Origin of the sequence: Streptomyces mobaraensis (genome assembly GCF_020099395.1) — a bacterium.
Classification (GTDB): Bacteria; Actinomycetota; Actinomycetes; order Streptomycetales; family Streptomycetaceae; genus Streptomyces.
The window spans coordinates 810,435-832,980 of record NZ_CP083590.1 but is presented as its reverse complement, the minus strand read 5'-3'; the positions used below and the strand labels follow the sequence as shown (position 1 = coordinate 832,980).

Below are 22,546 nucleotides of genomic sequence, written 5' to 3'. Positions count from 1 at the left end.
AGCGGCCTGCTCCGGCCGGGGCGCGCGTTGTCATCGCAGCGGGCCTGCGAGATCCACTGTCGGGAGCTCGGCGACGTGAAGTCCCGTGATTTCGAATGGTAGACATGTTCTTATCTTTCCGTGGTCATGCCAGAATGGTCGGCTTGAGCGAGGGGTACAGTGACGCGAGTCTTACGCAACACTTGGGTTTTGACCTCCTTCACGTCAGTCACGAACCTGACCGACGGCATCACAAAAGTGACGCTCCCCCTGATGGCCACCTCGTTGACCGCTTCTCCAGTTCTACTGTCGGGCGTGTTGACAGCGTTGACGCTGCCCTGGTTGCTGGTCGCCTTGCACGTTGGCGTACTGGTCGATCGCGCGGACCGACGCAAGTTGCTGTGGGCGGCGAACGGCATGCGGATCGCAACCGTGTTCTGCCTGCTGGTCGCAGTCGGCGCCGACGCGCTGACGCTGCCCATGCTCTACCTCGCGGCCGTCACCCTCGGTGTCGCGGAAGTAATCGCGCTGACCTCGGCCGCGGCGATCATCCCGGATGCCGTGCCGCCGTCGGAACGTGACCGTGCCAATGCCTGGGTGGCTGGGGCCGAGACGCTCTGCAACGAACTCGCGGGGCCGTTCGTCGGGGGGGTGTTGGCTGCGGCAAGTGTCTCGGTCGCGCTCGGGGCCTCCGCAGGCGGCTACCTGGCTGGCATGGCCGTATTGCCGCTCCTGGTGGGTCACTTCAAGGTGGCACACCCCGCCGACGCGGTGTCCTCAGTGAACAGGGAGGCAGCGGAAGGACTGCGGTTCCTGTGGGGCCAACGGCTGTTGCGCCTCTTCGCGTTCACGGTCACCATCCTCGTCATGTGTTGGGCGGCCTGGTTCGCGCTCATGCCACTTGTTGCGACACAGGAGTGGGGCCTCAGCCCGACTGGATACGGCACTCTGGTCGGAGCGCTCGGCTTCGGCGGGCTGATCGGCACTGTCGCTGTCAACACGCTGAACCGTCGGTTCGGTCGCCGCAGAGTCATGTTCAGCAACGTCTTTTTGACCTGCTCGATGGTTGCCATTCCGGCGGTGACCTCGAATGCCTGGGCGGCGGGAGTAGGGGCGTTCCTCGGAGGTATGGGCGGTACCCTCTGGGTCGTCAACAGCCGCGTAATAAGCCAGACCCTGGTAGGCACGGGCATGATGGGCCGCTACAGCGCGGCATCGCGCCTGTTCAGCTGGGGTTCCTTGCCACTGGGGTCCGCACTGGCGGGCATGCTCGCACAGACTCTCGGACACCGTGTCTCCTTCGCGATCTTCGCGCTCGCCACCATGGTGGTCGTCCTCCCGTTCCTGCGCACCTTCACCCCGCGGACCCAGCAAGAACTCGCGGCCGTGGAGGATGCCTTCTCAGGCCCGGAGTCAGGGCATGACGCTCGGGTGTCGGAGGCTTGACACCTACGACCGTCAGCCCCCTCCCCGGTCACCAGCAGGTAGTCCGGGACGTGCTTGCGGAGCTTTGCCTCGACCATGGCCTTCAAAGGAACGGCTGGGCCACGATGGCGTGCACGAAGGGATCAGAGCCAGCGAAGAGGAGCCTCGCCAGTTCCAGTCGTGACTCGTAGCTCACATGGTCACGCATGGTTGCTGACCAGTAGCTTCCTGCGTAGTCGCTCTTGGCCCCGGTACCAGCGAATCGTTCGCCACGGAGTCGCAGACCTCAGCAGGTCGGCAGAAACTGCTGTCCACGGGAGATGTTCGACGATCTCGCCGTCCGGAAGCGCAAGCTGACTGTTACGGCGATCCTGTCCACGGCGAACCCCCAGGCAGGGTGAAGTCCCTGTCCAGCCACGATGCTCGCCTCCGGGCCTGGGAGGTGAGGCGACCAGCTTTCCTCACTCGAACGAGTGGGGGCTCTGAACCTGCGTGTCTCAGCATGGCGCCATATGCGGCCCAGATATGTAGTCGGCGCTGAGAATATGGCGCGGTTATTGAGAACCTATAACAGAGCGGCTGCTGTCAGTTCGCCTGGGGCAGACAGGAAAGATCGGGAAACGTCTGGCCAAGGCTCGCATGACATGTCAACGTAGACGCCTTCGCAGAAAACCGCGGGTCAGATAGGTGATTGCGCCGTGACCGTGGATGTAGCCCGTTCCGGATTCTCGACGACCGTCGGCGCGTTGCGACTGCGCCAGTGGCGGCTGGGCCCCGGACAGCCGGAGCTCGAGACGGATCAGTTCGGGACGGAGGACTTCAATCTGATCGTGGACGATCGCGCTGATGTCCACATCGGCAGTAAGGACGGCCGCTTCTACTTCGGCTGGTTCCCCGCCGGCCGCCCCGACACCGAAGGCGAGGGCTGGAGGCTGTCCGTCACCGGGACTGCCCAGACGCCCGGTTACCACGTCTCCTTCGACATGGAGACCCCCGCCGAAGTCGTCGCCGCCACCGTGGCTTGCGTCCTGGCCACGTCCCGTCCATCGTGAGGGCAACCGCGCCACCTCCACGAGTTGCTGCCGTAATCCCGCGGCACGTTCGCGCGGGGGCGCATGCCCGTGCCGGCCTTATCCAGGACCTGCACGCAGGGAGCAACGAGTTGGACCCGCACACCCCGCAGATGACGGTCGGCGAGCTGATCGACCGCTTGTCCGCATGTGACCGCTCGGCGACGTTCCGCCTGGCCGTCAACCCCTTCTTCCCGATGGCCCACCCAGTCGCCCAGGTCGTCGAAGCCCGGAACGAGAGCGGAGAGCCGGTGATCTTTATCGCCGAGGGCGCCGATGGAGAACAGCAAGGGCACCTCCCGCCTGACCTCGCTGTCCGGCTCACCTGGCAGGAACCCGTCGATGCTCCGCGGCGCAGACGACGCGGCACGATCCCTCTCGCCGACAACGGCCAGTGAACTTCCTGACCTTCCGGAGGCGCCCCTGAACCCGCCCCCCTCCTCGGACTCGCCCACCCCCGCTTCCGCGGAACCGGCCTACTGGGTCAGCCCCCGCCACCTCGCCGGCGACGACGGCCGCCTTGCCGAGCAGATCGGCACCCACCTCACCAGCGCCGGCTGGAAGAACTGGCCCACCGCCCGCGACACCCTGCTCTACCTCAGCCCGGACCAACTCCGCGGCGCTGAATGGATCCTGGCCAGCTACCCCTTCGAACTCGGAGGGCTGCCCGTGGCCTGGCAGATCTCCGCCCGCGCCCACCCCGCCAGCGCCATGACCGCGTGGAACGCCTACTTCACCACCGGCACCCCGCACGAGGCGATAGCCGACTTCCTCTTCGCGCTCGACGCCCGGTCCGAACCCGACACCGGCTTCGACGAGCCCGAGACGGTCCTCGCCGCGCTGACCGCCCAAGGGTGGATCCGCGACATCGACCGGCCCGCCACCACCGCCATGGACCCGGCCTTCACCTCCAGCGTCTCCCTTGAGCCGCTGCCCGACCTCGTCCACGACGCCGACCCCCGCCCGGATCTGGCCGGCTGGCAGGCATGGGCGGAACCGGTGCTGGGAAGGCGCATATACGGACCCCCGGAGTTGGTGGGGTGGGCTGGCCGCGCGCCGGACCGTCGTAGGGCCGGCGAACGGGGGTCAGTGGCCGAGGTGCTTGAGGCCGTCTTCGAGGGTGGGGTGCCACCGGTCGATCGGGCCGGAGTTGCGGTTGTACCAGGCCGCGTCGAGCCGGGGTTCGAGCGTCTCGTGGCCGGCGCGGCAGCGCAGCCACATCGGCGTGTCGCCGCTCTGAAAATTCCGTCCAGTCGGCGATGGACCCCGGTCAGGTGGTTGGGAATCGCTGAAGTTGTGCCATCGCGTGAAAGTGGACATTTCCCTAGTGGATCTTCTGCTGCTCCAGCCACTTGAAATACTGAAATACCTCGGCCCTCTTGTAGAGCACCTTGGAATTTCTTCCTCGCCCGAGCTTGTAGCCCTTTAGTCCGAGCTTTTACGCTTCCCTGTATGCCCAGCTTGGGGACATGCTGAGCATGAGCACCACCTCGGACGTGTCCATGGGTATCGGTTCGATCGGACGGCGCCTGTGCGGCAGGTTGGTTTCGTAGTGTGTTTCGCTGGTGTTCGATTGTGGTGTCATGGTTTCCATTCCTTGGAATTTGGCCGAAGTCTGACTTCGAGGGGGATCGTGATGCTCCGGGAGCTTTCTATGTCAGGTTTTACTGCCGCCGCCAAGCTCCATCGATCGGGTGTGAGTAATGGTCGCTAGAAAGCCGGTTTTTGCTAACCGGGGACCCGTTGCTATGCCGCCGAATCCGGTGGTCAACCTGTTTGGCCTCGGGGCCTTTCCGTGGAATGCGGCAGGGTGATGTCCAAATCGGTCGGTTCATGGGCTTCGCCGACCGTAGCGGGGGCCGCACAGTGCTGGCCGTGGACCGCTAGGGGCTCTGATGGGATCCCCTGGCGGACTGGCGGCAGCTACGAGGCTGGAGAGTGATAGGGGATCTTTCCCGGACCTGACGGTGAGTCGGGAAAGTTAGCAAGTGGTCAGCAAGAGTCCTGTGAATCCTTGGGAAAGCTGCTCGAACACGTGACTCGTTGTAGAGTGGTGAAACAGCCCTTGACCTGCAAAAACGCAGGCAGGGAGCCTAGCTTCGGGAGTTCCTCCATGTTTCGCACCATGATGAAGTCCAAGATCCACCGCGCCACCGTCACCCAGGCCGACCTGCATTACGTGGGGTCCGTGACCGTGGACGCCGATCTGATGGACGCCGCCGATCTGCTGCCCGGGGAGAAGGTGGACATCGTCGACATCGACAACGGCGCACGGCTGTCCACCTATGTGATCGAAGGGCCGCGTGGGTCCGGTGTGATCGGGATCAACGGGGCGGCGGCCCGGCTGGTCAGTCCTGGGGATCTGGTGATCCTCATCGCCTACGGGGTGATGGAGGACGCCGAGGCCAAGGCGTTCGCGCCGCGGGTGGTGTTCGTCGACGAGCGGAACGCCGTGGTGGACCTGGGGGCCGATCCGGCGGCGGTGCCGGAGGGGGCGGGGCTGGTGCGCGGGGACCGGGTCGCGGGCGTCTAGGGGCGGAGTGTCGGGCGTACGCCGGCCGCATCCGTCAGAGCCCGGACGGACAAACGGCCCTGGGCGCGCACCCGTTCGTCGTCCGACGGGCGGCAGCGGCCGGTCGACGGGTCGAATTCGGCCATGATCACACCCGCGTGGTCGGCCGCCGGCTCGTCCAGCCGGGTCGGCCAGCCGCGGCCGGTGAGCGCGGTCAGGGCCTCGCGGGAGTGCTCCGGGCCCATCAGGGTGTCCTTGGTTCCGTGTACCAGCCGGACGGGCACCGGGGTGACCGGCCCGGCGGCCGCGTCGGCCAGGTCCGTCAGCGGCGGCGTCCCCGTCGTCCGCGCCGGCAGGTCGTAGCGGGACGCGAGGCCCACGACGGCCGTCGGGCGCCAGCCGTCGACGACGTCCGGGCGGAGCGCGACGCCGAGGGCCGCCGCGGCCCCGGCGGACCAGCCGGCCAGCACGATCCGGTCCGGATCGCCGCCGTACGCCGCCGCGTTCGCCCGGCACCACGCCAGCGAGCCGAGCAGGGCGGCCCGTCCGGCGTCGGGCGCGTCGGCCCGCCAGTCCGGTACGGCCACGACCGCGCCCCGCGCGGCGACCTCCCGCGCCAGGGGAGCCAGCACACCCCGGTCGTCGGGGCTCGTGCCGTGCCACAGCAGCACCACCGGCAGCCCGGCGTCCGGCCCTTCGGGGCGGTGGACGTCGACGTCCTTGCCCTGCGGTGTCCGGGCGGGGCGGAGCTGCGGCGCGGCGAGCGGGGGCATGACGGCCTTTCCGGTGAGAGATGTGGCGGGCGTGACTCCTGTGCCGCCCGCGGACGTTACCAGCCGGTTCCGCGGGTGCCGGGGCGGCCCCGGGGCCGCCGGTGGTGCCGCCGCGCGCCCCGCGGTCGTACGGCAGTCCCGCCGCGCCACCACCGCCTCGCTGTCCGTGACCGGGTGGCTGCGCCGAGTCGCGCATCCGGAAGGGCCGGGTCATGCTGAAACCGCCGGCAGCACTCCGTGGCGTACGAGCGAGGGCGGTGACCATGGCTGAGACAGCTCTCCGACGGCGTACGCGCCAGAGCCCCGCGACGGCCGGACTGTTCGCACGGCTCGCGGCACTGCCCGACGGGCCCGAGCGGACCCGGCTGCGACAGGAACTGATCGCCGCGTGGCTGCCCATGGCCGAGCGCATCAGCCTGCGCTACCGGTCCAGCGGCGAGAGCCCGGCCGATCTCCGGCAGGTGGCGGCGCTGGCGCTGGTCCGCGCCGTCGACCGGTTCGACCCGGACCGCGGCTTCGCCTTCGAGTCGTTCGCCGTCCCCACCATCAACGGCGAACTCAAGCGGCACGTGCGCGACCACGTGTGGTCGCTGCACATCCCCCGGCGCGACCAGGAACTGCGGGCCGCCGTCCGCGCCGCGCGGTCGCGGCTGGAGCAGAAGGGCGCCGGGACGCGCGTCACCGAGGCCGCCCTGGCCGAGGAGGCCGGACTGACCGAGGCGGAGGTCCGGCGCGGCATCGACGCGGACGGGGTGCATCACACCCTCTCCCTGGACCACCCCATCGACGGCGCGGGCGAACTGCCGCTGGCCGACACCCTGGGCCGGGTGGACCGCGCGCTGGACCTGGTGATCGACCGGCAGTCGCTCAGGCCGCTGCTCGACGCGCTCCCCGAACGCGAGAAGTCGGTCCTGTACTGGCACTTCTTCGGCAACCTCACCCAGCAGCAGATCGGCGCCCGGCTGGGGGTGTCGCAGATGCAGATCTCGCGGATCCTCAGCCGCACCTGCGCCCACCTGCGGCGGCAACTGCTCGCGCCCGTCTGATCCGGGCGGCTCCGGGGCACACGTACGTCATCGAACGGCATTCAGCGGCATCAACAGCATTCGACGGTATTCAACGCAGGCAACGGAATCGAACGAGGTTCACCACCATGACGTCACAGCACACGCACCTGACCCCCGACCTGCCGCCCGTCGTCGAGGTGCCGGACCTCCCCGGCGCATCGGGCCCGCGCCCGTCCGGCGCGCCCCGGCGGCGCGGGGAGCGGGGTGACGCGGGGGACGACGGGGGGAGCGCCGGGTCCCGGCGGCAGTCCCGGCCCGCCGAGCGGAAGCGGGGTGGGAACGAGCGTGGCGCCCATCACGAGGGTGATGGGCGCCACGGGTGCGCGGGGGAGGGTTCCGGCGGCTGACTGTGACCCGCCCCGCGCTGTCGCGGTCCGGTGAACCGCGGTCCTGGGAGGAAATCAGTCGGCGACGCAGGTGTTGCCGAAGGTGGGGTTCAGCAGGGCGATGATGTCGATCGAGTTCCCGCACAGGTTGATCGGCAGGTGGATCGGCACCTGGATGGTGTTGCCGGAGATCACGCCGGGGGAACCCACGGCCGCTCCATTGGCGTTGGAGTCGGCTACTGCGACGCCCGAGGCGCCGGAGACGACGGCGCCGGCGGCGGCGGTCATGAGGACTGCCTTGGCGATACGCGACATGGCTGAAGCCTTTCTAAGGGGTGTTGAGCGTCAATTGTGACCGGGGTTTCCGGTGGGGATGCACCAAAATGGGCCAGTGAAGCCTCAATTAACCCATTGAGGGCAATAAGTCAGATGTGATGCCCGGGAATTGAGGGGTCGCCCGATACGTGGGAGCATGGCGGGCCGTCGCAGGCGGCCCGCCTCCGCATGGGCTCTCCGGTGTGTATGTCCAGCGTGGAGGCGCCTTGCGTTCGCCGGGGCGGGTTTGGTAATGGGGCCGGGCTTCCGTACAGTTTCCCGGAAGCCTCAATCGAACGTATGGACTGGAAACAACAGCGGCTATGACGGTCACAGAAGAGAGCCGCGGCGACGCCCGGGGCACCGCCGAGGGGGCGGGCATCGCCCCCGAGCGCCTGGCGATCTGCCTGGACGTGCTCAAGGAGCTCGACGAGCTGCCGATCGACCACCCGGACGCGATCACCGTCCGCCGGGCCACCTCGGGCATCTACCGCACGGTCAAGCAGCGCCGCCGCCAGGAGCGCCGGGCCGCCAAGACCGCCCACGACCGCCAGGTCACCGAGGCCACGGCCACCGGCTCCGCCGACCGCATCGACGACGAGACGCAGGGCATCCTGCCCAGCTCCAGCACCCTCGGCGAGATAGCCGGCGTCCTGGAGCGCCCCCGCTCCTGCTACATCTGCAAGACCCGCTACGTCGAGGTCGACGCGTTCTACCACCAGCTCTGCCGCCCCTGCGCCGCCGAGAACCGGGCCCGGCGCGACGCCCGGACCGACCTCACCGGCCGCCGGGCGCTGCTCACCGGCGGGCGCGCCAAGATCGGCATGTACATCGCGCTGCGGCTGCTGCGCGACGGCGCGCACACCACCATCACCACCCGGTTCCCGAACGACGCCATCCGCCGCTTCAAGGCGATGCCGGACAGCGACGAGTGGATCCACCGGCTCAAGGTCGTCGGCATCGACCTCCGCGACCCCGCGCAGGTCGTGGCGCTCGCCGACAGCGTGGCCGCCGAGGGCCCGCTCGACATCCTGATCAACAACGCGGCCCAGACCGTACGCCGGTCGCCCCGCGCCTACAGCGAGCTCGTCGCCGCCGAGTCGGCGCCGCTCCCGGCCGGTGCCCTGCCGGCGGCCGAGGTGATCGGCGCGTTCGGCAGCGGCGCCGTGGACGCCGTCGCCGCGCTGCCCATGGGGAACGGGGAGGGCCTGACCGCCCAGGACGTCACCGACCTCGCGCTGGTCAGCGGCTCCGCGTCGCTCGCCCGCATCGAGGCCGGCACGGCGATCGACGCCGGCGGCCTGGTCCCCGACCTGGACGCCACCAACAGCTGGATCCAGACCGTCTCCGAGGTCGACCCGGTCGAGCTGCTCGAGGTCCAGCTCTGCAACTCGACCGCGCCGTTCATCCTCATCAGCCGGCTGCGCCCGGCGATGGCCGCCTCCACGGCCCGCCGGAAGTACGTCGTCAACGTCTCCGCGATGGAGGGCGTCTTCAGCCGCGGCTACAAGGGCGCCGGGCACCCGCACACCAACATGGCCAAGGCCGCGCTCAACATGCTCACCCGCACCAGCGCCGACGAGATGCTGGAGACCGACGGCATCCTGATGACCGCCGTCGACACGGGCTGGATCACGGACGAGCGCCCGCACCCCGACAAGGTGCGGCTGGCCGAGGCGGGCTTCCACGCCCCGCTCGACCTGATCGACGGCGCCGCCCGCGTCTACGACCCGATCGTGCGCGGCGAGGAGGGGGAGGACCTGTACGGGTGCTTCCTCAAGGACTACCGGCGCTCCGACTGGTAGGCGGCGCCGGCACGTAGGGAGTGGACGGACGGGCCGGTGCGCGGGGAGCGCTCGGCCCGTCCGGCGTTCGTGGGGTCAGGTGCCCCCGCCCCGCCCCGCACCATCCCCGCCCCACAGCGCCGCGCACGACAGCGCGCCCCAGCCCACCGACACCGCCACCGCGCCGGCCCGGCGGGCCGGCCCCGGCAGGGAACGGCCCAGGAGGACCGCGTCGCCGAAGTCCGCGGCGATCCGCAGCAGCGTGGCCGTGCGCAGGGCCGCGCCCTCCGGCGCGAGGAGCATCGCCAGCCCGCAGGCCGCGTCGCGCCAGGCCAGCGGGGCCAGCGAGACGCGCACGGCGGCCGTGTCCGGGAGGCCCGAGGGGGCGCCGAGCAGCCGTGGGCGGCGGGTCACCGCCAGGCCGTAGACGGCGGTCGTGGCGCCGATCGCGCGCAGTAGTCCGGTCCGCATACCGCACAGTCTTCCCCCGAGGCCGCCCCGCGGCACCCGGGCGCGGTGGGTCAGGCGGCGCGGACGGTCCGGGCGACGGGGTGCAGGGCCGCGTACTCCAGGGGCGCCGACGGGTCGATGGACACGTCCAGCGGGGCCGGCTCCGCGCCCGCGCGGACCAGCAGGTCGCCGACGGCCGCGATCATCGCGCCGTTGTCGGTGCACAGCCGCGGCGGCGGGACGCGCAGGCGCACGCCGGCCGCGGCGCAGCGCTCCTCGGCCAGGGCGCGCACCCGGGAGTTGGCGGCCACGCCGCCGACCACCACCAGGGTGCCGACGCCGTGTTCGACGCAGGCGGCGACGGCCTTGCGGGTGAGGACGTCGGCGATGGCCTCCTGGAGGGAGGCGGCGCCGTCCGCGATCGGCAGCGGGCGGCCGGCCGCGCGGTGCCGCTCGGCCCAGCGGGCGGCGGCGGTCTTCAGGCCGGAGAACGAGAACGTCCACGGGTCGTCGCGCGGCCCGGTCATCGGCCGGGGGAAGGCGACGGCGCGCGGGTCGCCGTCCCGGGCCGCGCGGTCCACGGCGGGGCCGCCCGGGTAGGGCAGCCCGAAGACGCGCGCGACCTTGTCGAAGCACTCGCCGGCCGCGTCGTCGAGGGTGTCGCCCAGGTGGACGATCGGGTCCCGGGCCAGGTCGCGGACCAGCAGCAGCGAGGTGTGGCCGCCGGAGACGATCAGCACCACGCACGGGTTCGGCAGCGGCCCGTGCTCCAGCGTGTCGGCCGCGACGTGCCCGGCCAGGTGGTGCACCCCGTACAGCGGGACGCCCAGCGAGTAGGCCAGCCCCTTGGCCGCGGCCACGCCGACCTGCAGCGCCCCGGACAGCCCGGGCCCGGTCGTCACCGCGACCGCCCCGATGTCCGCCATCGTCAGACCGGCGTCGGCCAGCGCCCGGTGGACCACCGGCGTGGCGGAGTGCACATGGGCGCGAGCGGCGATCTCCGGGACCACGCCGCCGTACCGGGCGTGCTCGTCCATGCTGGACGCCACCGCGTGCCCCAGCAGCTTCCCGTCCCGGACGAGACCGGCGCCGGTCTCGTCGCAGGACGATTCGATGCCCAGCACCACCGGTGAACGTCCCACGCTTCTTCCTCCTGCCGACTGATGTGTAGTTGCACATCGTACGCAAGAAGGGTGGCCGGGTGCGCTGCCCGCGAGCCGCTGCTCGTCAACGGCCGGGAGGAGGCGCCCGTGGAACCAGGCCGGCGGGTGCGGATCCGCCTGTACGACGCGGGACACGCCGCGTCGCGCTTCGGCTCCGGCTACCTCGTCGGCCCGCGCCTCGCGCTGACCGCAGCGCACGTCCTGGGTACCGACGGGTCCGGGCCGGTCCCCGGCCGGGTGACGGTCTGCCGGCCGGACGCCGGGACCGGGCAGTACACCGGCCGCGTGCGCTGGTACCGCCGGCGGGACCACGTCGACGCCGCGCTGGTCGAGGTGGACGAGGGGCAGGGCCGGCCCCCGCCCGCGTCGCTCGCCGACATCACCCGCCGGCCGCCGCAGCGCTGGGGCCGGCTCATCGGCACCCGCCGCACGAGGTCTCCGTGGTGGGCTTCCCGCACCTGCGGAAGGATCCGGTGACCGGGGACCGCGACGACCGGCAGGTGGACGCATCGTCAGTGGCGGGGCGTCCCGACCCGGCCGGGGCGGTCGCCGTCGGACAGGCGCGCCACCGCCGACAGCGCCGCCACGGCCGCGACACCGCCGCCGAGCGCCATCAGCGCGGCCGGGGACGTGCGGTCCAGCACCCCGCCCCCGGCGAACGCCCCCAGCGAGAACGTCGCCTGGAACGCCGCGGTGAACAGGACCGACGCCGCCTCCGGGGCGTCCGGTGCCGCCCGGGCGAACAGCGCCTGCGAGGCCACCGGCACCGCGCCGTACGCCACGCCCCACACGGCCAGCAGGACCAGCGCCCCGGCCGGGCCGCCGCCCAGCACCGGCAGCAGCAGCGTCGCGGCCGCGAGCAGGCCGGCCGCCGCCCCGAAGACGTACCGCGGGTGCCGGGCCGCCCGGGCACCGCCGAGGAAGTTGCCGAGGACGCCCGCGGCGCCGTACGCGAGCAGGAACGTGGTGACCGGCCCGTCGCCCAGGCCGGTCACCCGCTCCAGGAACGGGGTCACGTAGGTGTACGTCCCGAAGTGGGCGAGGACGACGAGGAACGTCAGGAACGCCGCCGCGCGGGTGCCGGGGCGCCGCAGCACCTCCCCGAGGACGGCCGCGCGCGTCGCCCGGAGCGGCGGGAGCGGCGGGACGGTCAGCAGCAGTGCGGCCAGGACGCCGGCCGCCAGGACGGCCAGGGCGACGAAGGCCGTCCGCCACCCGGCGAGGTCCCCGGCCAGGGTGCCGGCCGGCACCCCCAGGACGGACCCGAGCGGGACCGCCGAGAAGATCACCGCGGTGGCCCGGCCGGCCGCCGCCGGCGGCACCAGCCGCTCGGCCAGCCCAGCCCCGACCGACCAGAAACCGCCGATCGTCACCCCGACCAGGATCCGCGAGACGAGGAGCAGGGGAAGGCCGGGCGCCACGGCGGCGACCACGTCGGCCAGCGTCAGCAGGAGCATGAGCACACAGAGCACCAGCCGCCGGTCGGCGCCCGCCGTGGCCACGGTGACCAGGGGAGCGGACACCGCCGCCAGCAGCCCCGGGACCGCCATCGTCAGCCCGGCCGCCCCGTCCGAGACGGTGAAGTCCGCGCCGATCGAGGTCAGCAGGCCGATCGGCAGGATCTCGGTGGTGACGATCGCGAAGAGGCCCAGCGTCACGGCGACGACGGCGGGCCGGCCGGCCCCGGCCGGGCCGCCGGGCCGCGTGGAGGGGAGTGCGGGCATGGAAGTTCCGTTCTGTACGGGGAGGTTGGGTTCGGTGCTTCGGTGATCACTCCAGCAGTCCGCCCGGGGGCGGGGCTGGCGGATCCGCGACGCGGACGTCGCCGGCGTACGGTGATGTCGCGATTCCGCGAACTGCCCGGCCGGTGGACGGGGATGGCGGGACGCCGTTCCCCTGGGCCGGGCCGCGCCCGCCGACGCGGCGTCCGCCCGGCCGCCGGCCGCGGCGCGGACAGCGCGCCCAGGTGCCGGGTGTACCGGAGTCCTCGCAGGTCAGTAGAGTTCCGGTACCGCCCGTCCGTCGACCGTCCGAGGTGTCCGTCCGTGCCCGCCGCGTCCGCTGAGTCCGCTGAGTCGTCCGTGCCCTCAGGGGCTCTCGCGCCCCGCACCCCCGTCACCGTCGTGGGGATCGGCGCCGACGGCTGGGGCGGGCTCGCGCCGGGGGCCCGGGAGGTGTTGCGGGCCGCCGAGGTGATCGTGGGCGGGGCGCGGCAGCTCGGGTTGGTGCCGGAGGAGTGCCCGGGGGAGCGGGTGGTGTGGCCGTCGCCGCTGCGGCCCGCCGTGCCGCGGCTGCTCGCGGAGCACGCCGGGCGCCGGGTGGCCGTCCTGGCCAGCGGCGACCCCATGTTCTTCGGCATCGGCCGGACCCTCGCCGAAGCGCTGGGCCCCGAGGCGCTGCGGGTGCTGCCGCACCCGTCCTCCGCCTCGTACGCCTGTGCCCGGCTGGGCTGGCCGCTGGACGGCACCGAGGTGATCAGCCTCGTCGGACGGCCGCTCGACGCGCTCACCGCCGCCCTCCAGCCCGGCCGCCGGCTGTTGCTGCTCAGTGCCGGCGCCGGCTCCCCGGCCGAGGTCGCCGCGCTGCTGCGCGAGCGCGGCTTCGGGCCGAGCGCGATGACGGTCCTGGAACAGCTCGGCGGCGACCGCGAGGCCCGCCGCGAGGGCACGGCGGACGCGTGGGAGCACCCGGCCGGCGACCCGCTGAACGTCGTCGCCGTCGTCTGCCGCTCCGCGCCCGGCACCCTCCGGCTGCCGGTCGTCCCCGGCCTGCCGGACGAAGCCTTCGACCACGACGGGCAGTTGACGAAGCGTCACGTCCGCGCCGCGACCCTCGCCGCCCTCGGGCCCGCCCCCGGCGAGCTGCTCTGGGACATCGGCGGGGGCTCCGGCTCCATCGGCATCGAGTGGATGCGCGCCCACCGCTCCTGCCGGGCGGTCACCGTCGAACGCGACCCCGTCCGGGCCGGGCGCATCGCCCGCAACGCCGCCGCCCTGGGCGTCCCGGGCCTGCGCGTCGTCACCGGCGCCGCGCCGGCCGCGCTCGCCGGACTGCCCGTCCCCGACGCCGTGTTCATCGGCGGCGGGCTCACCGCCCCCGGCCTGCTCGACGCCTGCTGGGCGGCGCTGCCCGAGGGCGGGCGGCTGGTCGCCAACACCGTCACCCTGGAGTCCGAGGCGCTGCTCGCCGACCGCTACCGGCGGTTCGGCGGCGAGCTGGTCCGGCTGGCCGTGGCGCACGCCGTGCCTGTCGGGGGCTTCACCGGGTGGCGGCAGGCGATGCCGGTGACGCAGTGGTCGGTGGTCAAGCGCGGCGGCGACGACGCGGAAGCGTCCGGCCGGCACGCGGTCGTACCCGCCCAGCAGCCCGTCCGAGCGGCGGAAGCCGCAGAAGGAGCCCTCACCTCATGACCGTGTACTTCATCGGCGCCGGCCCCGGCGCCGCCGACCTCATCACGGTGCGCGGCGCCCGCACGCTCGCCCGGTGCGGCGTCTGCCTCTACGCCGGCAGCCTCGTCCCGCGCGAGCTCCTCGCCGACTGCCCGCCCGGGTCCCGGCTCGTCGACACCGCCAAGCTGGACCTGGACGAAATCACCGCCGAGTTCGTCCGCGCCCACGAGGCCGGCCAGGACGTCGCCCGGCTGCACTCCGGCGACCCGTCCGTCTTCAGCGCCGTCGCCGAGCAGATGCGCCGGCTGGACGCGCACGGCATCCCGTACGAGATCGTGCCCGGCGTCCCCGCCTTCGCCGCCGCCGCGGCCTCCCTCGGCCGCGAACTGACCGTCCCGACCGTCGGCCAGACCGTCGTCCTCACCCGGATCGCCGAGCGGGCCACGCCCATGCCGCCCGGCGAGGACCTGGCCACCCTCGGCCGCAGCGGCGCGCTCCTCGTGCTGCACCTCGCCGCCCGGCACGCGGACCGCGTGGTCGCCGAACTGCTGCCGCAATACGGCCCGGACTGCCCCGCCGCCGTCGTCGCCATGGCCAGCCGGCCCGACGAGATCGTGCTGCGCGGCCCGCTCGCCGGCATCGCCGACCAGGTCCGGGCCGCGGGCGTCGTCCGCACGGCGGTCATCCTGGTCGGACGGACGCTGGGCGCCGAGCAGTTCCCCGACAGCCACCTGTACTCGACGGAGCGGTGCCGCGACGCGGCCGGACGCTCGATGTTCTAAGCCGCCGACGTTCTAAGCCGCGACCTCCGCCCGCAGGTCGGCCGCCTCGTGGCCGCCCTTCGCGGCGAGCTGCTCGGCGAGGTCCACGAGCGCGCGGGCGCCCGCCAGCTCCTCGCCCACCCGGGCCTCGCCCGGGTCGGCCGGGTGCCGGGCCGCCTTGCCGCGCGCCCGCACCTCGGTGCCGTCCCGCAGCCGCAGCAGGGCGGCGGCGCGGACATGCCGTTCGTCCTCGTCGAACTCGACTTCCACATGCCAGCCCGCGACGTGCTGCACCGTCCTCACCTCCGCACTCGGCACCGGGCCCGGCGACGGGAAGGGGTCCCGCCGGCGGGCCCTCGTCGCGTCCAGGCTACGGCGGGCCCCGGGCCGCCGCACCCGCGCGGCCACGCCGTTGACCCTCACACCGTGTCAGCCGCTTTCCTGAGGGGCGTCATGTTCATCATCGGAGATTTCGCCCGGTACGGACGTGTGTCCGTCCGCATGCTGCGCCACTACGACGCGACGGGGCTGCTGCGCCCCGCCCGCGTCGACGCCGCCACCGGCTACCGCTACTACGAGGCGGGCCAACTCGCCCGCCTCAACCGCGTCATCGCCCTCAAGGAGCTGGGGTTCACCCTCCAGCAAGTGCGGACGATCGTGGACGAGGAGGTCGGCACGGAGGAACTGCGCGGCATGCTGCGGCTGCGCCGCGCCGAACTGGAGGCCGCCGCCACCGCGGCGGCGGCCCGGCTGGTGCGGGTCGAGGCGAGACTCCGCGGTCTGGAGAGCGAGGGAACCATGAGTACCCACGATGTGGTGATCAAGAACGTCCCGGCGGTACGGGTGGCCGAGCTGAGCGCCGTCGCGGCCGGCTACGCACCCGAGGAGATCGGCCCGGTCGTCAGCCCGCTGTTCGCCGAGCTGTGCCGGCGGCTGGACGAGGCCGGGGTGACCCCGGCGGGCCCGGCCGTCGCCTACTACGAGGACGACCCCGCCGGTTCCGGCGGCATCCTCGCCCACGCGGCGTTCCCGGTCGGCCCGGGGGCCGCGGCCGCGGGCTTCGACCTCGTGGACCTCCCCGGCATCGAGACGGCCGCGACCGTCGTCCACCACGGCTCGATGGACGGCGTCCTCCCGACGGCCCAGGCGCTGGCCCACTGGATCGACGCCAACGGCTACCGGTCGGCGGGGTACGCGCGGGAGCTCTACCTGGAGTGCCCGGAGGACCCGGCGGAGTGGGTGACGGAGCTTCAGGAGCCGGTGGCGCAGGGGTAGGGCCGGTTTCCGCCGCCCGTGGCTCCGCGTGTGACCGGTCCGGCACCGTGCGCGGGGCCCGGGCGGGCCGGTGACCGGTACGGGGCCGGGCGGGGCGGGGTCACCCCCGTCCCGGCCCCCTGGGCTCCGCGCGGCCCACGATCGTGCCCGCCCGGTCGATGCACAGGACGTCGACGGCGACGGGCGCCCCGCGCAGGACGCTCAGGGCCTCGTCGCGGGCCGTCGTCGCGACCAGGTCGCCCAGGGGGACGCCGCGTGCGGCGCAGCGCTGGAGGGCGTCCAGGCCGGTGTTGGCGGAGGCGACCTCGGCCGCCAGGGTCTCGTCGGCGCCGGCGTGGCGGGCCAGTTCCGCGAGGAAGCCCTTGTCGACCTGGGAGCGGGCCGAGTGCAGGTCCAGGTGGCCGGCGGCCAGTTTGGAGAGCTTGGCGAAGCCGCCGGCGATGGTCAGCCGGTCCACCGGGTGCCGGCGGATGTACTTGAGCACCGCGCCCGCGAAGTCGCCCATGTCGAGCAGGGCGTCCTCGGGCAGCCCGTGCACGGCCACCGCGACCTTCTCCGACGTCGAGCCCGTACAGCCGGCCACATGCCGGCGCCCCGCCGCGCGGGCCACGTCGACGCCGCGCCGGATGCTGTCGATCCAGGCGGAGCACGAGTAGGGGACGACGACGCCGGTGGTGCCGAGGATGGAGAGGCCGCCGAGGATGCCCAGCCGGGGGTTCCAGGTGGAGCGGGCGATCTCCTCGCCGTGGTCGACCGAGACCTCGATCTCCACATCGCCCGTCCCGCCGTGCCGGGCCGCGACCTCGGCCACGTGCTCGGTCATCAGCCGGCGCGGCACCGGGTTGATCGCCGGTTCGCCCACCGGCAGCGGCAGCCCGGGCCGGGTGACCGTGCCGACGCCGGGCCCCGCTCGGAAGACCACCCCGGAACCGGGCGGCAGGAGCCGTACGGTGGCGCGGACCAGGGCGCCGTGGGTGACGTCCGGGTCGTCCCCCGCGTCCTTCACGATCGCCGCCATGGCGTGCCCGGCGGCCAGTTCCTCCGCCGCCAGGGCGAAGGCCGGCGTCTGCCCCTTGGGCAGGGTGATCGTCACCGGGTCGGGGAAGTCCCCGGTGAGCAGGGCGGTGTACGCGGCGGTGGTGGCGGCCGTCGCACAGGCCCCCGTCGTCCAGCCGGACCGCAGCCCGGTGTGCGCGAGCTGCGCCGCACGGCCGCCCTTGGCCGTCTCGCCGGGGGTCCCGGCCGCCGTGGTGCCGGTCATGCCGGCCACCCGCCGTAGGCTGGGCCTTTCCGTCCCGGCAGGGGGACGGAAGCACGAACGGAAAGGCGGCGGGTGAGCGTGAGCGCCGAGCGCCACATCCTGATCCTGGGCGGCACGACGGAGGCCCGCCGGCTCGCCGCCGCGCTGGCCGGCGAGCCGGCCCTGCGGGTCACCAGCTCGCTCGCCGGCCGCGTCGCCGCGCCGCGGCTGCCCGCCGGGCAGGTGCGGATCGGCGGTTTCGGTGGCCCCGAGGGGCTGGCCCGGTGGCTGCGCGAGCAGCACGTCGACGCGCTCATCGACGCCACGCATCCTTTCGCCGACACGATCAGTTCCAACGCGGCGAAGGCCGCCGCGGAGGCTCAGGTTCCGCTGCTGGCCGTCCGCCGCCCCGGCTGGACGGCGGGCCCGGGGGACGACTGGCGTCCGGTCGGGTCGCTGGCCGAAGCGGCGGAGGCGCTGCCCGGCCTGGGGAACCGGGTCTTCCTGACCACGGGCAGGATGGGACTCGCCGCCTTCGCGCACCTAGAGAATATGTGGTTCCTCGTGCGCTCGGTCGACGCCCCCTCGCCCCCCATGCCGCCCCGGACCGAGATCCTGCTGGCCCGGGGGCCGTTCACGGTCGACGGCGAGCGCGAACTGCTGCGCCGGCACCGCGTCGACGTCCTGGTGACCAAGGACAGCGGCGCCACCGCCACGGCCGCGAAACTGACCGCCGCCCGCGAGGCCGGGATCCCCGTCGTCGTGGTCCGGCGCCCGCCGCTCCCCGCGGGCGTCCCGGCGGTCGCCGCGCCGGAGGAGGCGGTGGCGTGGGTGCGGCGGGTGGTGTCGCTCTGACGCGCGTGTGTCGCCTCTGAGACGCGCGTACGTCGCCTGAGACGCGCGTACGTCGCCTCTGAACGGGACGGGCGGGCCGCGGCACGGCGGGGCGTGAAGGGGTGGCCGCGAGCCGGTCCCGCGCTTCAACGAGCCTGCCGCGTACGTGACTTGCGTGCCATGCGGTGCGGCTGCTCCGCCTCGGGCGCGCCGGCCTCCCCGCCCCCGCCCGCGTTCAACTGCGCATCCGCGCCCCGCCCGGGTGCGGCAGGCTGGGCGCACAGAGCGTTCCGAGTACGTCCCGCAAGTGTTCCGGGGCCGGCCCCCCCGGGGCCCGGCCCAGGGAGTGTCGCGACGGTGTCCACGGATCTCGCCGAATTCCACCGCTGGTTCGAGGAACGCCGCGCCGCGCACGCCTACCGGGTCACCCGCGTGCCCCTGACGAAGCTCGACGGCTGGAGCGCGGACCCGGGGACCGGCGACCTCGTCCACCGCAGCGGCCGCTTCTTCGGCGTGCACGGCCTGGACGTCCGGGTGCCCGGGCGCGCGGTGGAGGAGTGGCGGCAGCCCGTCATCAGCCAGCCCGAGCACGGCATCCTGGGCATCCTCGTCCGGGACTTCGACGGCGTCCCGCACTGCCTGCTCCAGGCCAAGATGGAGCCCGGCAACGTCAACGCCCTCCAGCTGTCGCCCACCGTGCAGGCCACCCGCAGCAACTACACCCGGGTCCACCGGGGCCGCGCGGTGCCGTACCTCGACCTGTTCACCACCCTGGGCCGCGGCCGGCCGCTCGCGGACGCGCTGCAGAGCGAGCAGGGCGCCTGGTTCCTAGCCAAGCGCAACCGCAACATCGTCGTCCGGCCCGTCCGGACCGACGAGGACGTACCGGTCCTCGACGACTTCCGCTGGCTGAGCATGGACGAGATCGGCCGGCTGCTCGCGGTGGACGACCTGGTCAACATGGACACCCGGACCGTGCTCTCGCACCTCGCCGGCGGCGCCGGGCCCGCCGCCGCCCGCTTCCGCGGACGTCCGCTGCACTCCCTCCCCGAACTGCTCAACTGGCTCACCCACCACAGGACGGCCGAACCGACCGTCCGCCGCCGCATACCGCTGCGGGAGACCACCGGCTGGCGGATGACCGACGACGAGGTGGGCCACGAGGAGGGCCGCTACTTCCGGATCATCGGCGTCGACGTCCGGGCGGGCAGCCGGGAGGTGGCCGCCTGGTCCCAGCCGCTGCTCGCGCCCTGCGGCCAGGGCGTCGTCGCCTTCCTGGTGCGCGACATCGGCGGGACCCCGCACGTCCTGGTACGCGCCCGGGCGGAGGCCGGCACCCCGGACACCGCCGAGATCGGCCCCACCGTGCAGTGCGTCCCCGCCAACTACGCCCACCTGCCGGAGGACCGGCGCCCCCGGTACCTCGACACCGTGCTGGCCGCCGCCTCCGGAGCGCGGCCCGGCAGCGTGCTGTTCGACGTGGTGCAGTCCGAGGAGGGCGGCCGCTTCCACCACGCCCGCAACCGCTACCTGGCCGTCCGCGCCGGCGACGACGTCCCGCTGGAGGAGGACGACGCGTTCCGCTGGGCGACCTGCGGGCAGCTCGCCGCGCTCAACCAGTACGGGGGCTTTCTCAACGTGGAGGCCCGCACGCTGCTCGCGTGCATGGGGTTCATTCCGTAGGGGGGCGGCCGTTTTGCTGCCGCCCCCCTACCGACCCGTCACCGCTCCGGATACCGCCGCGGTGTCCAGACGATCTCCTCGCCGCCGCCGGGACCGCGCCGCACCGCCCGCGTCTGCGTCGAGCCGACGATGAGGAGGGTGCGCATGTCGACCTCCTCGGGGACGAGTTCCCCGAGCCGGACGACACGGACGCTCTCCTCCGGGCCGCCCACGTCCCGGCCGAGCACCACCGGGGTGTCCGGGGAGCGGTGCTCCAGCAGCAGGTCGCGGGCCTTGCCTACCTGCCAGACGCGGCTGCGCGAGCCCGGGTTGTACAGAGCGAGCACCAGGTCGGCCGCGGCGGCGGCGCGCAGCCGCTCCGCGATGACCTCCCACGGCTTGAGCCGGTCGGAGAGCGACACCACCGCGTAGTCGTGCCCGAGCGGCGCGCCCGCCCGGGCCGCCGCCGCGTGGGCGGCAGTCATGCCCGGTACGATCCGCACCGGGATGTCCCGGTACGGGCCCTCCGAGGCGACCTCCAGGACGGCGCTCGCCATCGCGAAGACGCCCGGGTCGCCCGAGGAGACGACGGCCACCCGGCGCCCCTGCCGGGCCAGGTCCAGGGCGAACTCGGCGCGCTCCGACTCCACCTTGTTGTCCGACGCGTGCCGGCGCTGCCCGGGGCGGACGGGCACCCGGTCCACGTAGGTGCTGTAGCCGACGACGTCCTCGGCGGCGGCCAGTGCGCCGCGCGCCTCCGGCGTCAGCCACCGGGGCCCGGCCGGGCCGAGGCCGACGACGACGACCTCGCCGCCGTCCGCCCCCGTGGGCTCCTCCGGGGCGGGACCGGTGGCGGCGGCCACCCGGCTGGGCAGCACGGCCACGGAGAAGTACGGGACGGACTCCGGGTCCACCTCCGCCAGCCGCCCGGTGCGCTCGCCGGGCATCGTGGCCCGCTCCACGTACCGCGCCTCCGCCAGCCGGCCCGAGCGCTCCAGCGCGCCCCGCACGGCCGGGAAGGTGCGGCCGAGCTTCATCACCACGGCCGAGTCGGTCGCCGCGAGCCGCGCGGCGAGCTCCTCCTCGGGCAGCGTGCCCGGCAGGACGGTCAGCACCTCCTCGCCCTCGACCAGCGGCTCGCCCAGCCGGGCCGCGGCGGCGCTGACGGACGTGACGCCCGGGACGACCTCGGTCGGGTAGCGGTGGGACAGCCGCTTGTGCATGTGCATGTAGGAGCTGTAGAAGAGTGGGTCGCCCTCGGCGAGCACCGCCACCGTGCGCCCGGCGTCCAGGTGCGCGGCCAGCCGCGCCGCGGCCTCCTCGTAGAACTCCTCCATCGCGCCCCGGTAGCCGCCCGGGTGGTCCGTGGTCTCCGTGGTGACCGGGTAGACCAGCGGCTCCTCGATGTGGTCGGCGCGCAGGTGCCGTTCGGCGATGGACCGCGCGATGCTGCGGCCATGGCGGGCGCTGTGGTACGCGACGACGTCGGCCGCGGCGATGCACTCCACCGCCCGCAGGGTCATCAGCGCCGGGTCGCCGGGGCCCAGCCCCACCCCGTACAGCCGGCCGGTGGCCGGGGACTGCTGCTCGCTCACTCTTCCTCGCTCGCTATCGCGTTGATCGCGGCGGCGGCCATGGCGCTGCCGCCGCGCCGCCCGCGCACCACCAGGTACTCCAGCCCCAGCGCGTTCTCCGCCAGGGCGTCCTTCGACTCGGCCGCGCCGATGAACCCGACGGGTATGCCGAGCACCGCCGCCGGGCGCGGCGCGCCCTCGGCCACCATCTCCAGCAGCCGGAACAGCGCCGTCGGCGCGTTGCCGACGGCCACCACGGCCCCGTCCAGCCGGTCCCGCCACAGCTCCAGGGCGGCGGCGCTGCGCGTCGTGCCCATCCGCGCGGCGAGTTCGGGCACGGCCGGGTCGGCGAGGGTGCACAGCACCTCGTTGTCCGCCGGCAGCCGCTTGCGGGTGACGCCGCTGGCGACCATGTTGGCGTCGCAGAGGATCGGCGCGCCCGCGAGCAGCGCCTTCCGCGCCGCGGTCACCACGTCAGGGGAGTACGCGAGGTCGCGCACCAGGTCCGTCATCCCACAGGCGTGGATCATGCGGACCGCCACCCGGGACACGTCCGGCGGCAGTCCGCCGAGGTCCGCCTCGGCGCGGATGGTGGCGAAGGACTGGCGGTAGATGGACGCGCCGTCCTTGTCGTAGTCGAACACTGTGCTGCCTCTGCCTCGCTCGCTGGGCTTGCTGGTCGCGCTCACGCGCGGGGTGCGTTCACGCGCCGGTCGCGTGCGCGCGCTCGGAGGACCGGCCGGCCGGGTCCGGGGGCGCGCCGGGCGGTACGTGCCCCGGGGCGCGGCGGCGCGGTCGTCGCGGCGTGGTCGTCCTCGTCGGTCATGGTCGGTACATCGATACGGTCGGTACATCTATACATCGGCCGTGCTCCGGCGGTACGCGGCACCCGACCGCCGACCGCCGACCGCCGACCGCCGACCGCCGACCGCCGACCGCCGACCGCC

The 22,546-nt window shown here is 73.5% G+C and carries 22 protein-coding genes; 13 read left to right on the top strand and 9 right to left on the bottom strand.

Annotation, left to right across the window (positions count from 1 at the left end; genetic code table 11):
• The first annotated feature begins 159 nt into the window (after positions 1 to 159).
• The 5 genes from K7I03_RS03405 (at position 160) to panD (ending at position 5,007) form a co-directional block, all read left to right on the top strand.
• On the top strand, positions 160 to 1,425 hold the full coding sequence (locus tag K7I03_RS03405) for an MFS transporter (RefSeq protein ID WP_185942731.1): 1,266 nt from the start codon (positions 160 to 162) through the stop codon (positions 1,423 to 1,425).
• A gap of 677 nt (positions 1,426 to 2,102) precedes the next feature.
• Positions 2,103 to 2,456 carry a DUF317 domain-containing protein gene (locus K7I03_RS03400; protein ID WP_185942732.1) on the top strand — a complete coding sequence of 118 codons (354 nt, stop codon included), beginning with the start codon at positions 2,103 to 2,105 and terminating at the stop codon, positions 2,454 to 2,456.
• Between the two features lie 131 nt (positions 2,457 to 2,587).
• Complete coding sequence (locus K7I03_RS03395) at positions 2,588 to 2,872, top strand: hypothetical protein (RefSeq protein WP_185942916.1); 285 nt, start codon at positions 2,588 to 2,590, stop codon at positions 2,870 to 2,872.
• Positions 2,817 to 3,830 (top strand): DUF317 domain-containing protein, encoded by a 1,014-nt coding sequence (locus K7I03_RS34010; RefSeq protein ID WP_313772155.1) that lies wholly within the window; start codon positions 2,817 to 2,819, stop codon positions 3,828 to 3,830. The genes K7I03_RS03395 and K7I03_RS34010 overlap by 56 nt, the downstream gene beginning before the upstream one ends.
• Before the next feature lie 757 nt (positions 3,831 to 4,587).
• Positions 4,588 to 5,007 (top strand): aspartate 1-decarboxylase, encoded by a 420-nt coding sequence (gene panD, locus K7I03_RS03385; RefSeq protein WP_185942733.1) that lies wholly within the window; start codon positions 4,588 to 4,590, stop codon positions 5,005 to 5,007.
• On the opposite strand, the gene K7I03_RS03380 is transcribed toward panD, so the two are convergent.
• Positions 5,004 to 5,759: a carboxylesterase family protein gene (locus tag K7I03_RS03380; protein WP_185942734.1), complete on the bottom strand. Its 756-nt coding sequence runs from the start codon at positions 5,757 to 5,759 to the stop codon at positions 5,004 to 5,006. The two genes, panD and K7I03_RS03380, sit on opposite strands and share 4 nt — an antisense overlap.
• Positions 5,760 to 6,022: 263 nt before the next feature.
• Here K7I03_RS03380 and K7I03_RS03375 point away from each other — a divergent pair, with 263 nt between their 5' ends.
• Positions 6,023 to 6,805, top strand: coding sequence for a sigma-70 family RNA polymerase sigma factor (locus tag K7I03_RS03375; RefSeq protein ID WP_185942735.1), 783 nt, complete (start codon positions 6,023 to 6,025; stop codon positions 6,803 to 6,805).
• A 422-nt stretch (positions 6,806 to 7,227) separates the two neighbouring features.
• Here the strand turns inward: K7I03_RS03375 and K7I03_RS03370 are convergent, their stop codons facing one another.
• Entirely contained in the window at positions 7,228 to 7,467 is a 240-nt protein-coding gene (locus K7I03_RS03370) for a chaplin (RefSeq protein WP_185942736.1), read from the bottom strand.
• A gap of 323 nt (positions 7,468 to 7,790) precedes the next feature.
• Here K7I03_RS03370 and K7I03_RS03365 point away from each other — a divergent pair, with 323 nt between their 5' ends.
• Positions 7,791 to 9,272, top strand: coding sequence for an SDR family NAD(P)-dependent oxidoreductase (locus K7I03_RS03365; RefSeq protein WP_185942737.1), 1,482 nt, complete (start codon positions 7,791 to 7,793; stop codon positions 9,270 to 9,272).
• A 75-nt stretch (positions 9,273 to 9,347) separates the two neighbouring features.
• Here K7I03_RS03365 and K7I03_RS03360 read toward each other — a convergent pair whose 3' ends face one another.
• Both K7I03_RS03360 and tsaD read right to left on the bottom strand, forming a co-directional pair.
• A complete protein-coding gene (locus tag K7I03_RS03360) occupies positions 9,348 to 9,722 on the bottom strand; it encodes a hypothetical protein (protein WP_185942738.1) in 375 nt (124 codons plus the stop codon).
• A 50-nt stretch (positions 9,723 to 9,772) separates the two neighbouring features.
• Positions 9,773 to 10,828, bottom strand: a complete 1,056-nt coding sequence (gene tsaD, locus K7I03_RS03355) for a tRNA (adenosine(37)-N6)-threonylcarbamoyltransferase complex transferase subunit TsaD (protein ID WP_398858461.1) — start codon at positions 10,826 to 10,828, stop codon at positions 9,773 to 9,775.
• A 66-nt stretch (positions 10,829 to 10,894) separates the two neighbouring features.
• Between tsaD and K7I03_RS03350 the strand changes: the two genes are divergently transcribed.
• On the top strand, positions 10,895 to 11,341 hold the full coding sequence (locus tag K7I03_RS03350; protein ID WP_185942740.1) for a trypsin-like peptidase domain-containing protein: 447 nt from the start codon (positions 10,895 to 10,897) through the stop codon (positions 11,339 to 11,341).
• Positions 11,342 to 11,376: 35 nt separating this feature from the next.
• On the opposite strand, the gene K7I03_RS03345 is transcribed toward K7I03_RS03350, so the two are convergent.
• Positions 11,377 to 12,588, bottom strand: coding sequence for an MFS transporter (locus tag K7I03_RS03345; protein WP_185942741.1), 1,212 nt, complete (start codon positions 12,586 to 12,588; stop codon positions 11,377 to 11,379).
• 357 nt (positions 12,589 to 12,945) lie between these two features.
• Between K7I03_RS03345 and cbiE the strand changes: the two genes are divergently transcribed.
• Both cbiE and cobM read left to right on the top strand, forming a co-directional pair.
• Positions 12,946 to 14,274 carry a precorrin-6y C5,15-methyltransferase (decarboxylating) subunit CbiE gene (gene cbiE, locus K7I03_RS03340; protein WP_224347376.1) on the top strand — a complete coding sequence of 443 codons (1,329 nt, stop codon included), beginning with the start codon at positions 12,946 to 12,948 and terminating at the stop codon, positions 14,272 to 14,274.
• Positions 14,271 to 15,035 (top strand): precorrin-4 C(11)-methyltransferase, encoded by a 765-nt coding sequence (gene cobM / locus K7I03_RS03335; RefSeq protein ID WP_185942743.1) that lies wholly within the window; start codon positions 14,271 to 14,273, stop codon positions 15,033 to 15,035. Before cbiE ends, cobM begins: the two co-directional genes overlap by 4 nt.
• 12 nt (positions 15,036 to 15,047) lie before the next feature.
• Here cobM and K7I03_RS03330 read toward each other — a convergent pair whose 3' ends face one another.
• On the bottom strand, positions 15,048 to 15,308 hold the full coding sequence (locus K7I03_RS03330) for a dsRBD fold-containing protein (RefSeq protein ID WP_185942744.1): 261 nt from the start codon (positions 15,306 to 15,308) through the stop codon (positions 15,048 to 15,050).
• A 159-nt stretch (positions 15,309 to 15,467) separates the two neighbouring features.
• Between K7I03_RS03330 and K7I03_RS03325 the strand changes: the two genes are divergently transcribed.
• The gene (locus tag K7I03_RS03325) at positions 15,468 to 16,289 is read left to right on the top strand and encodes a MerR family transcriptional regulator (RefSeq protein WP_185942917.1); all 822 of its coding nucleotides are present in this window, start codon (positions 15,468 to 15,470) and stop codon (positions 16,287 to 16,289) included.
• A 100-nt stretch (positions 16,290 to 16,389) separates the two neighbouring features.
• On the opposite strand, the gene K7I03_RS03320 is transcribed toward K7I03_RS03325, so the two are convergent.
• The gene (locus K7I03_RS03320) at positions 16,390 to 17,550 is read right to left on the bottom strand and encodes a cobalt-precorrin-5B (C(1))-methyltransferase (protein ID WP_185942745.1); all 1,161 of its coding nucleotides are present in this window, start codon (positions 17,548 to 17,550) and stop codon (positions 16,390 to 16,392) included.
• 72 nt (positions 17,551 to 17,622) lie between these two features.
• On the opposite strand from K7I03_RS03320, the gene K7I03_RS03315 reads away from it, so the two are divergent.
• Positions 17,623 to 18,384, top strand: a complete 762-nt coding sequence (locus K7I03_RS03315) for a cobalt-precorrin-6A reductase (protein WP_185942746.1) — start codon at positions 17,623 to 17,625, stop codon at positions 18,382 to 18,384.
• A 336-nt stretch (positions 18,385 to 18,720) separates the two neighbouring features.
• A complete protein-coding gene (locus K7I03_RS03310; RefSeq protein WP_224346845.1) occupies positions 18,721 to 20,046 on the top strand; it encodes an NDP-hexose 2,3-dehydratase family protein in 1,326 nt (441 codons plus the stop codon).
• A 38-nt stretch (positions 20,047 to 20,084) separates the two neighbouring features.
• On the opposite strand, the gene K7I03_RS03305 is transcribed toward K7I03_RS03310, so the two are convergent.
• Together K7I03_RS03305 and K7I03_RS03300 are read right to left on the bottom strand one after the other, a co-directional pair.
• Entirely contained in the window at positions 20,085 to 21,620 is a 1,536-nt protein-coding gene (locus K7I03_RS03305; protein WP_185942748.1) for a precorrin-2 C(20)-methyltransferase, read from the bottom strand.
• Positions 21,617 to 22,243 carry a precorrin-8X methylmutase gene (locus K7I03_RS03300; RefSeq protein ID WP_185942918.1) on the bottom strand — a complete coding sequence of 209 codons (627 nt, stop codon included), beginning with the start codon at positions 22,241 to 22,243 and terminating at the stop codon, positions 21,617 to 21,619. Before K7I03_RS03300 ends, K7I03_RS03305 begins: the two co-directional genes overlap by 4 nt.
• Positions 22,244 to 22,546 lie beyond the last annotated feature (303 nt).

What these genes read in the sequence shown, in the direction of transcription:
- K7I03_RS03360 (WP_185942738.1), bottom strand. Translation starts at nt 9,722, where the DNA reads ATGCGGACCGGACTACTGCGCGCGATCGGCGCCACGACCGCCGTCTAC.
- K7I03_RS03345 (WP_185942741.1), bottom strand. Translation starts at nt 12,588, where the DNA reads ATGCCCGCACTCCCCTCCACGCGGCCCGGCGGCCCGGCCGGGGCCGGC.
- K7I03_RS03370 (WP_185942736.1), bottom strand. Translation starts at nt 7,467, where the DNA reads ATGTCGCGTATCGCCAAGGCAGTCCTCATGACCGCCGCCGCCGGCGCC.
- K7I03_RS03365 (WP_185942737.1), top strand. Translation starts at nt 7,791, where the DNA reads ATGACGGTCACAGAAGAGAGCCGCGGCGACGCCCGGGGCACCGCCGAG.
- K7I03_RS03325 (WP_185942917.1), top strand. Translation starts at nt 15,468, where the DNA reads ATGTTCATCATCGGAGATTTCGCCCGGTACGGACGTGTGTCCGTCCGC.
- K7I03_RS34010 (WP_313772155.1), top strand. Translation starts at nt 2,817, where the DNA reads ATGCTCCGCGGCGCAGACGACGCGGCACGATCCCTCTCGCCGACAACG.
- K7I03_RS03395 (WP_185942916.1), top strand. Translation starts at nt 2,588, where the DNA reads ATGACGGTCGGCGAGCTGATCGACCGCTTGTCCGCATGTGACCGCTCG.
- cobM (WP_185942743.1), top strand. Translation starts at nt 14,271, where the DNA reads ATGACCGTGTACTTCATCGGCGCCGGCCCCGGCGCCGCCGACCTCATC.
- K7I03_RS03320 (WP_185942745.1), bottom strand. Translation starts at nt 17,550, where the DNA reads ATGACCGGCACCACGGCGGCCGGGACCCCCGGCGAGACGGCCAAGGGC.
- panD (WP_185942733.1), top strand. Translation starts at nt 4,588, where the DNA reads ATGTTTCGCACCATGATGAAGTCCAAGATCCACCGCGCCACCGTCACC.
- K7I03_RS03380 (WP_185942734.1), bottom strand. Translation starts at nt 5,759, where the DNA reads ATGCCCCCGCTCGCCGCGCCGCAGCTCCGCCCCGCCCGGACACCGCAG.
- K7I03_RS03375 (WP_185942735.1), top strand. Translation starts at nt 6,023, where the DNA reads ATGGCTGAGACAGCTCTCCGACGGCGTACGCGCCAGAGCCCCGCGACG.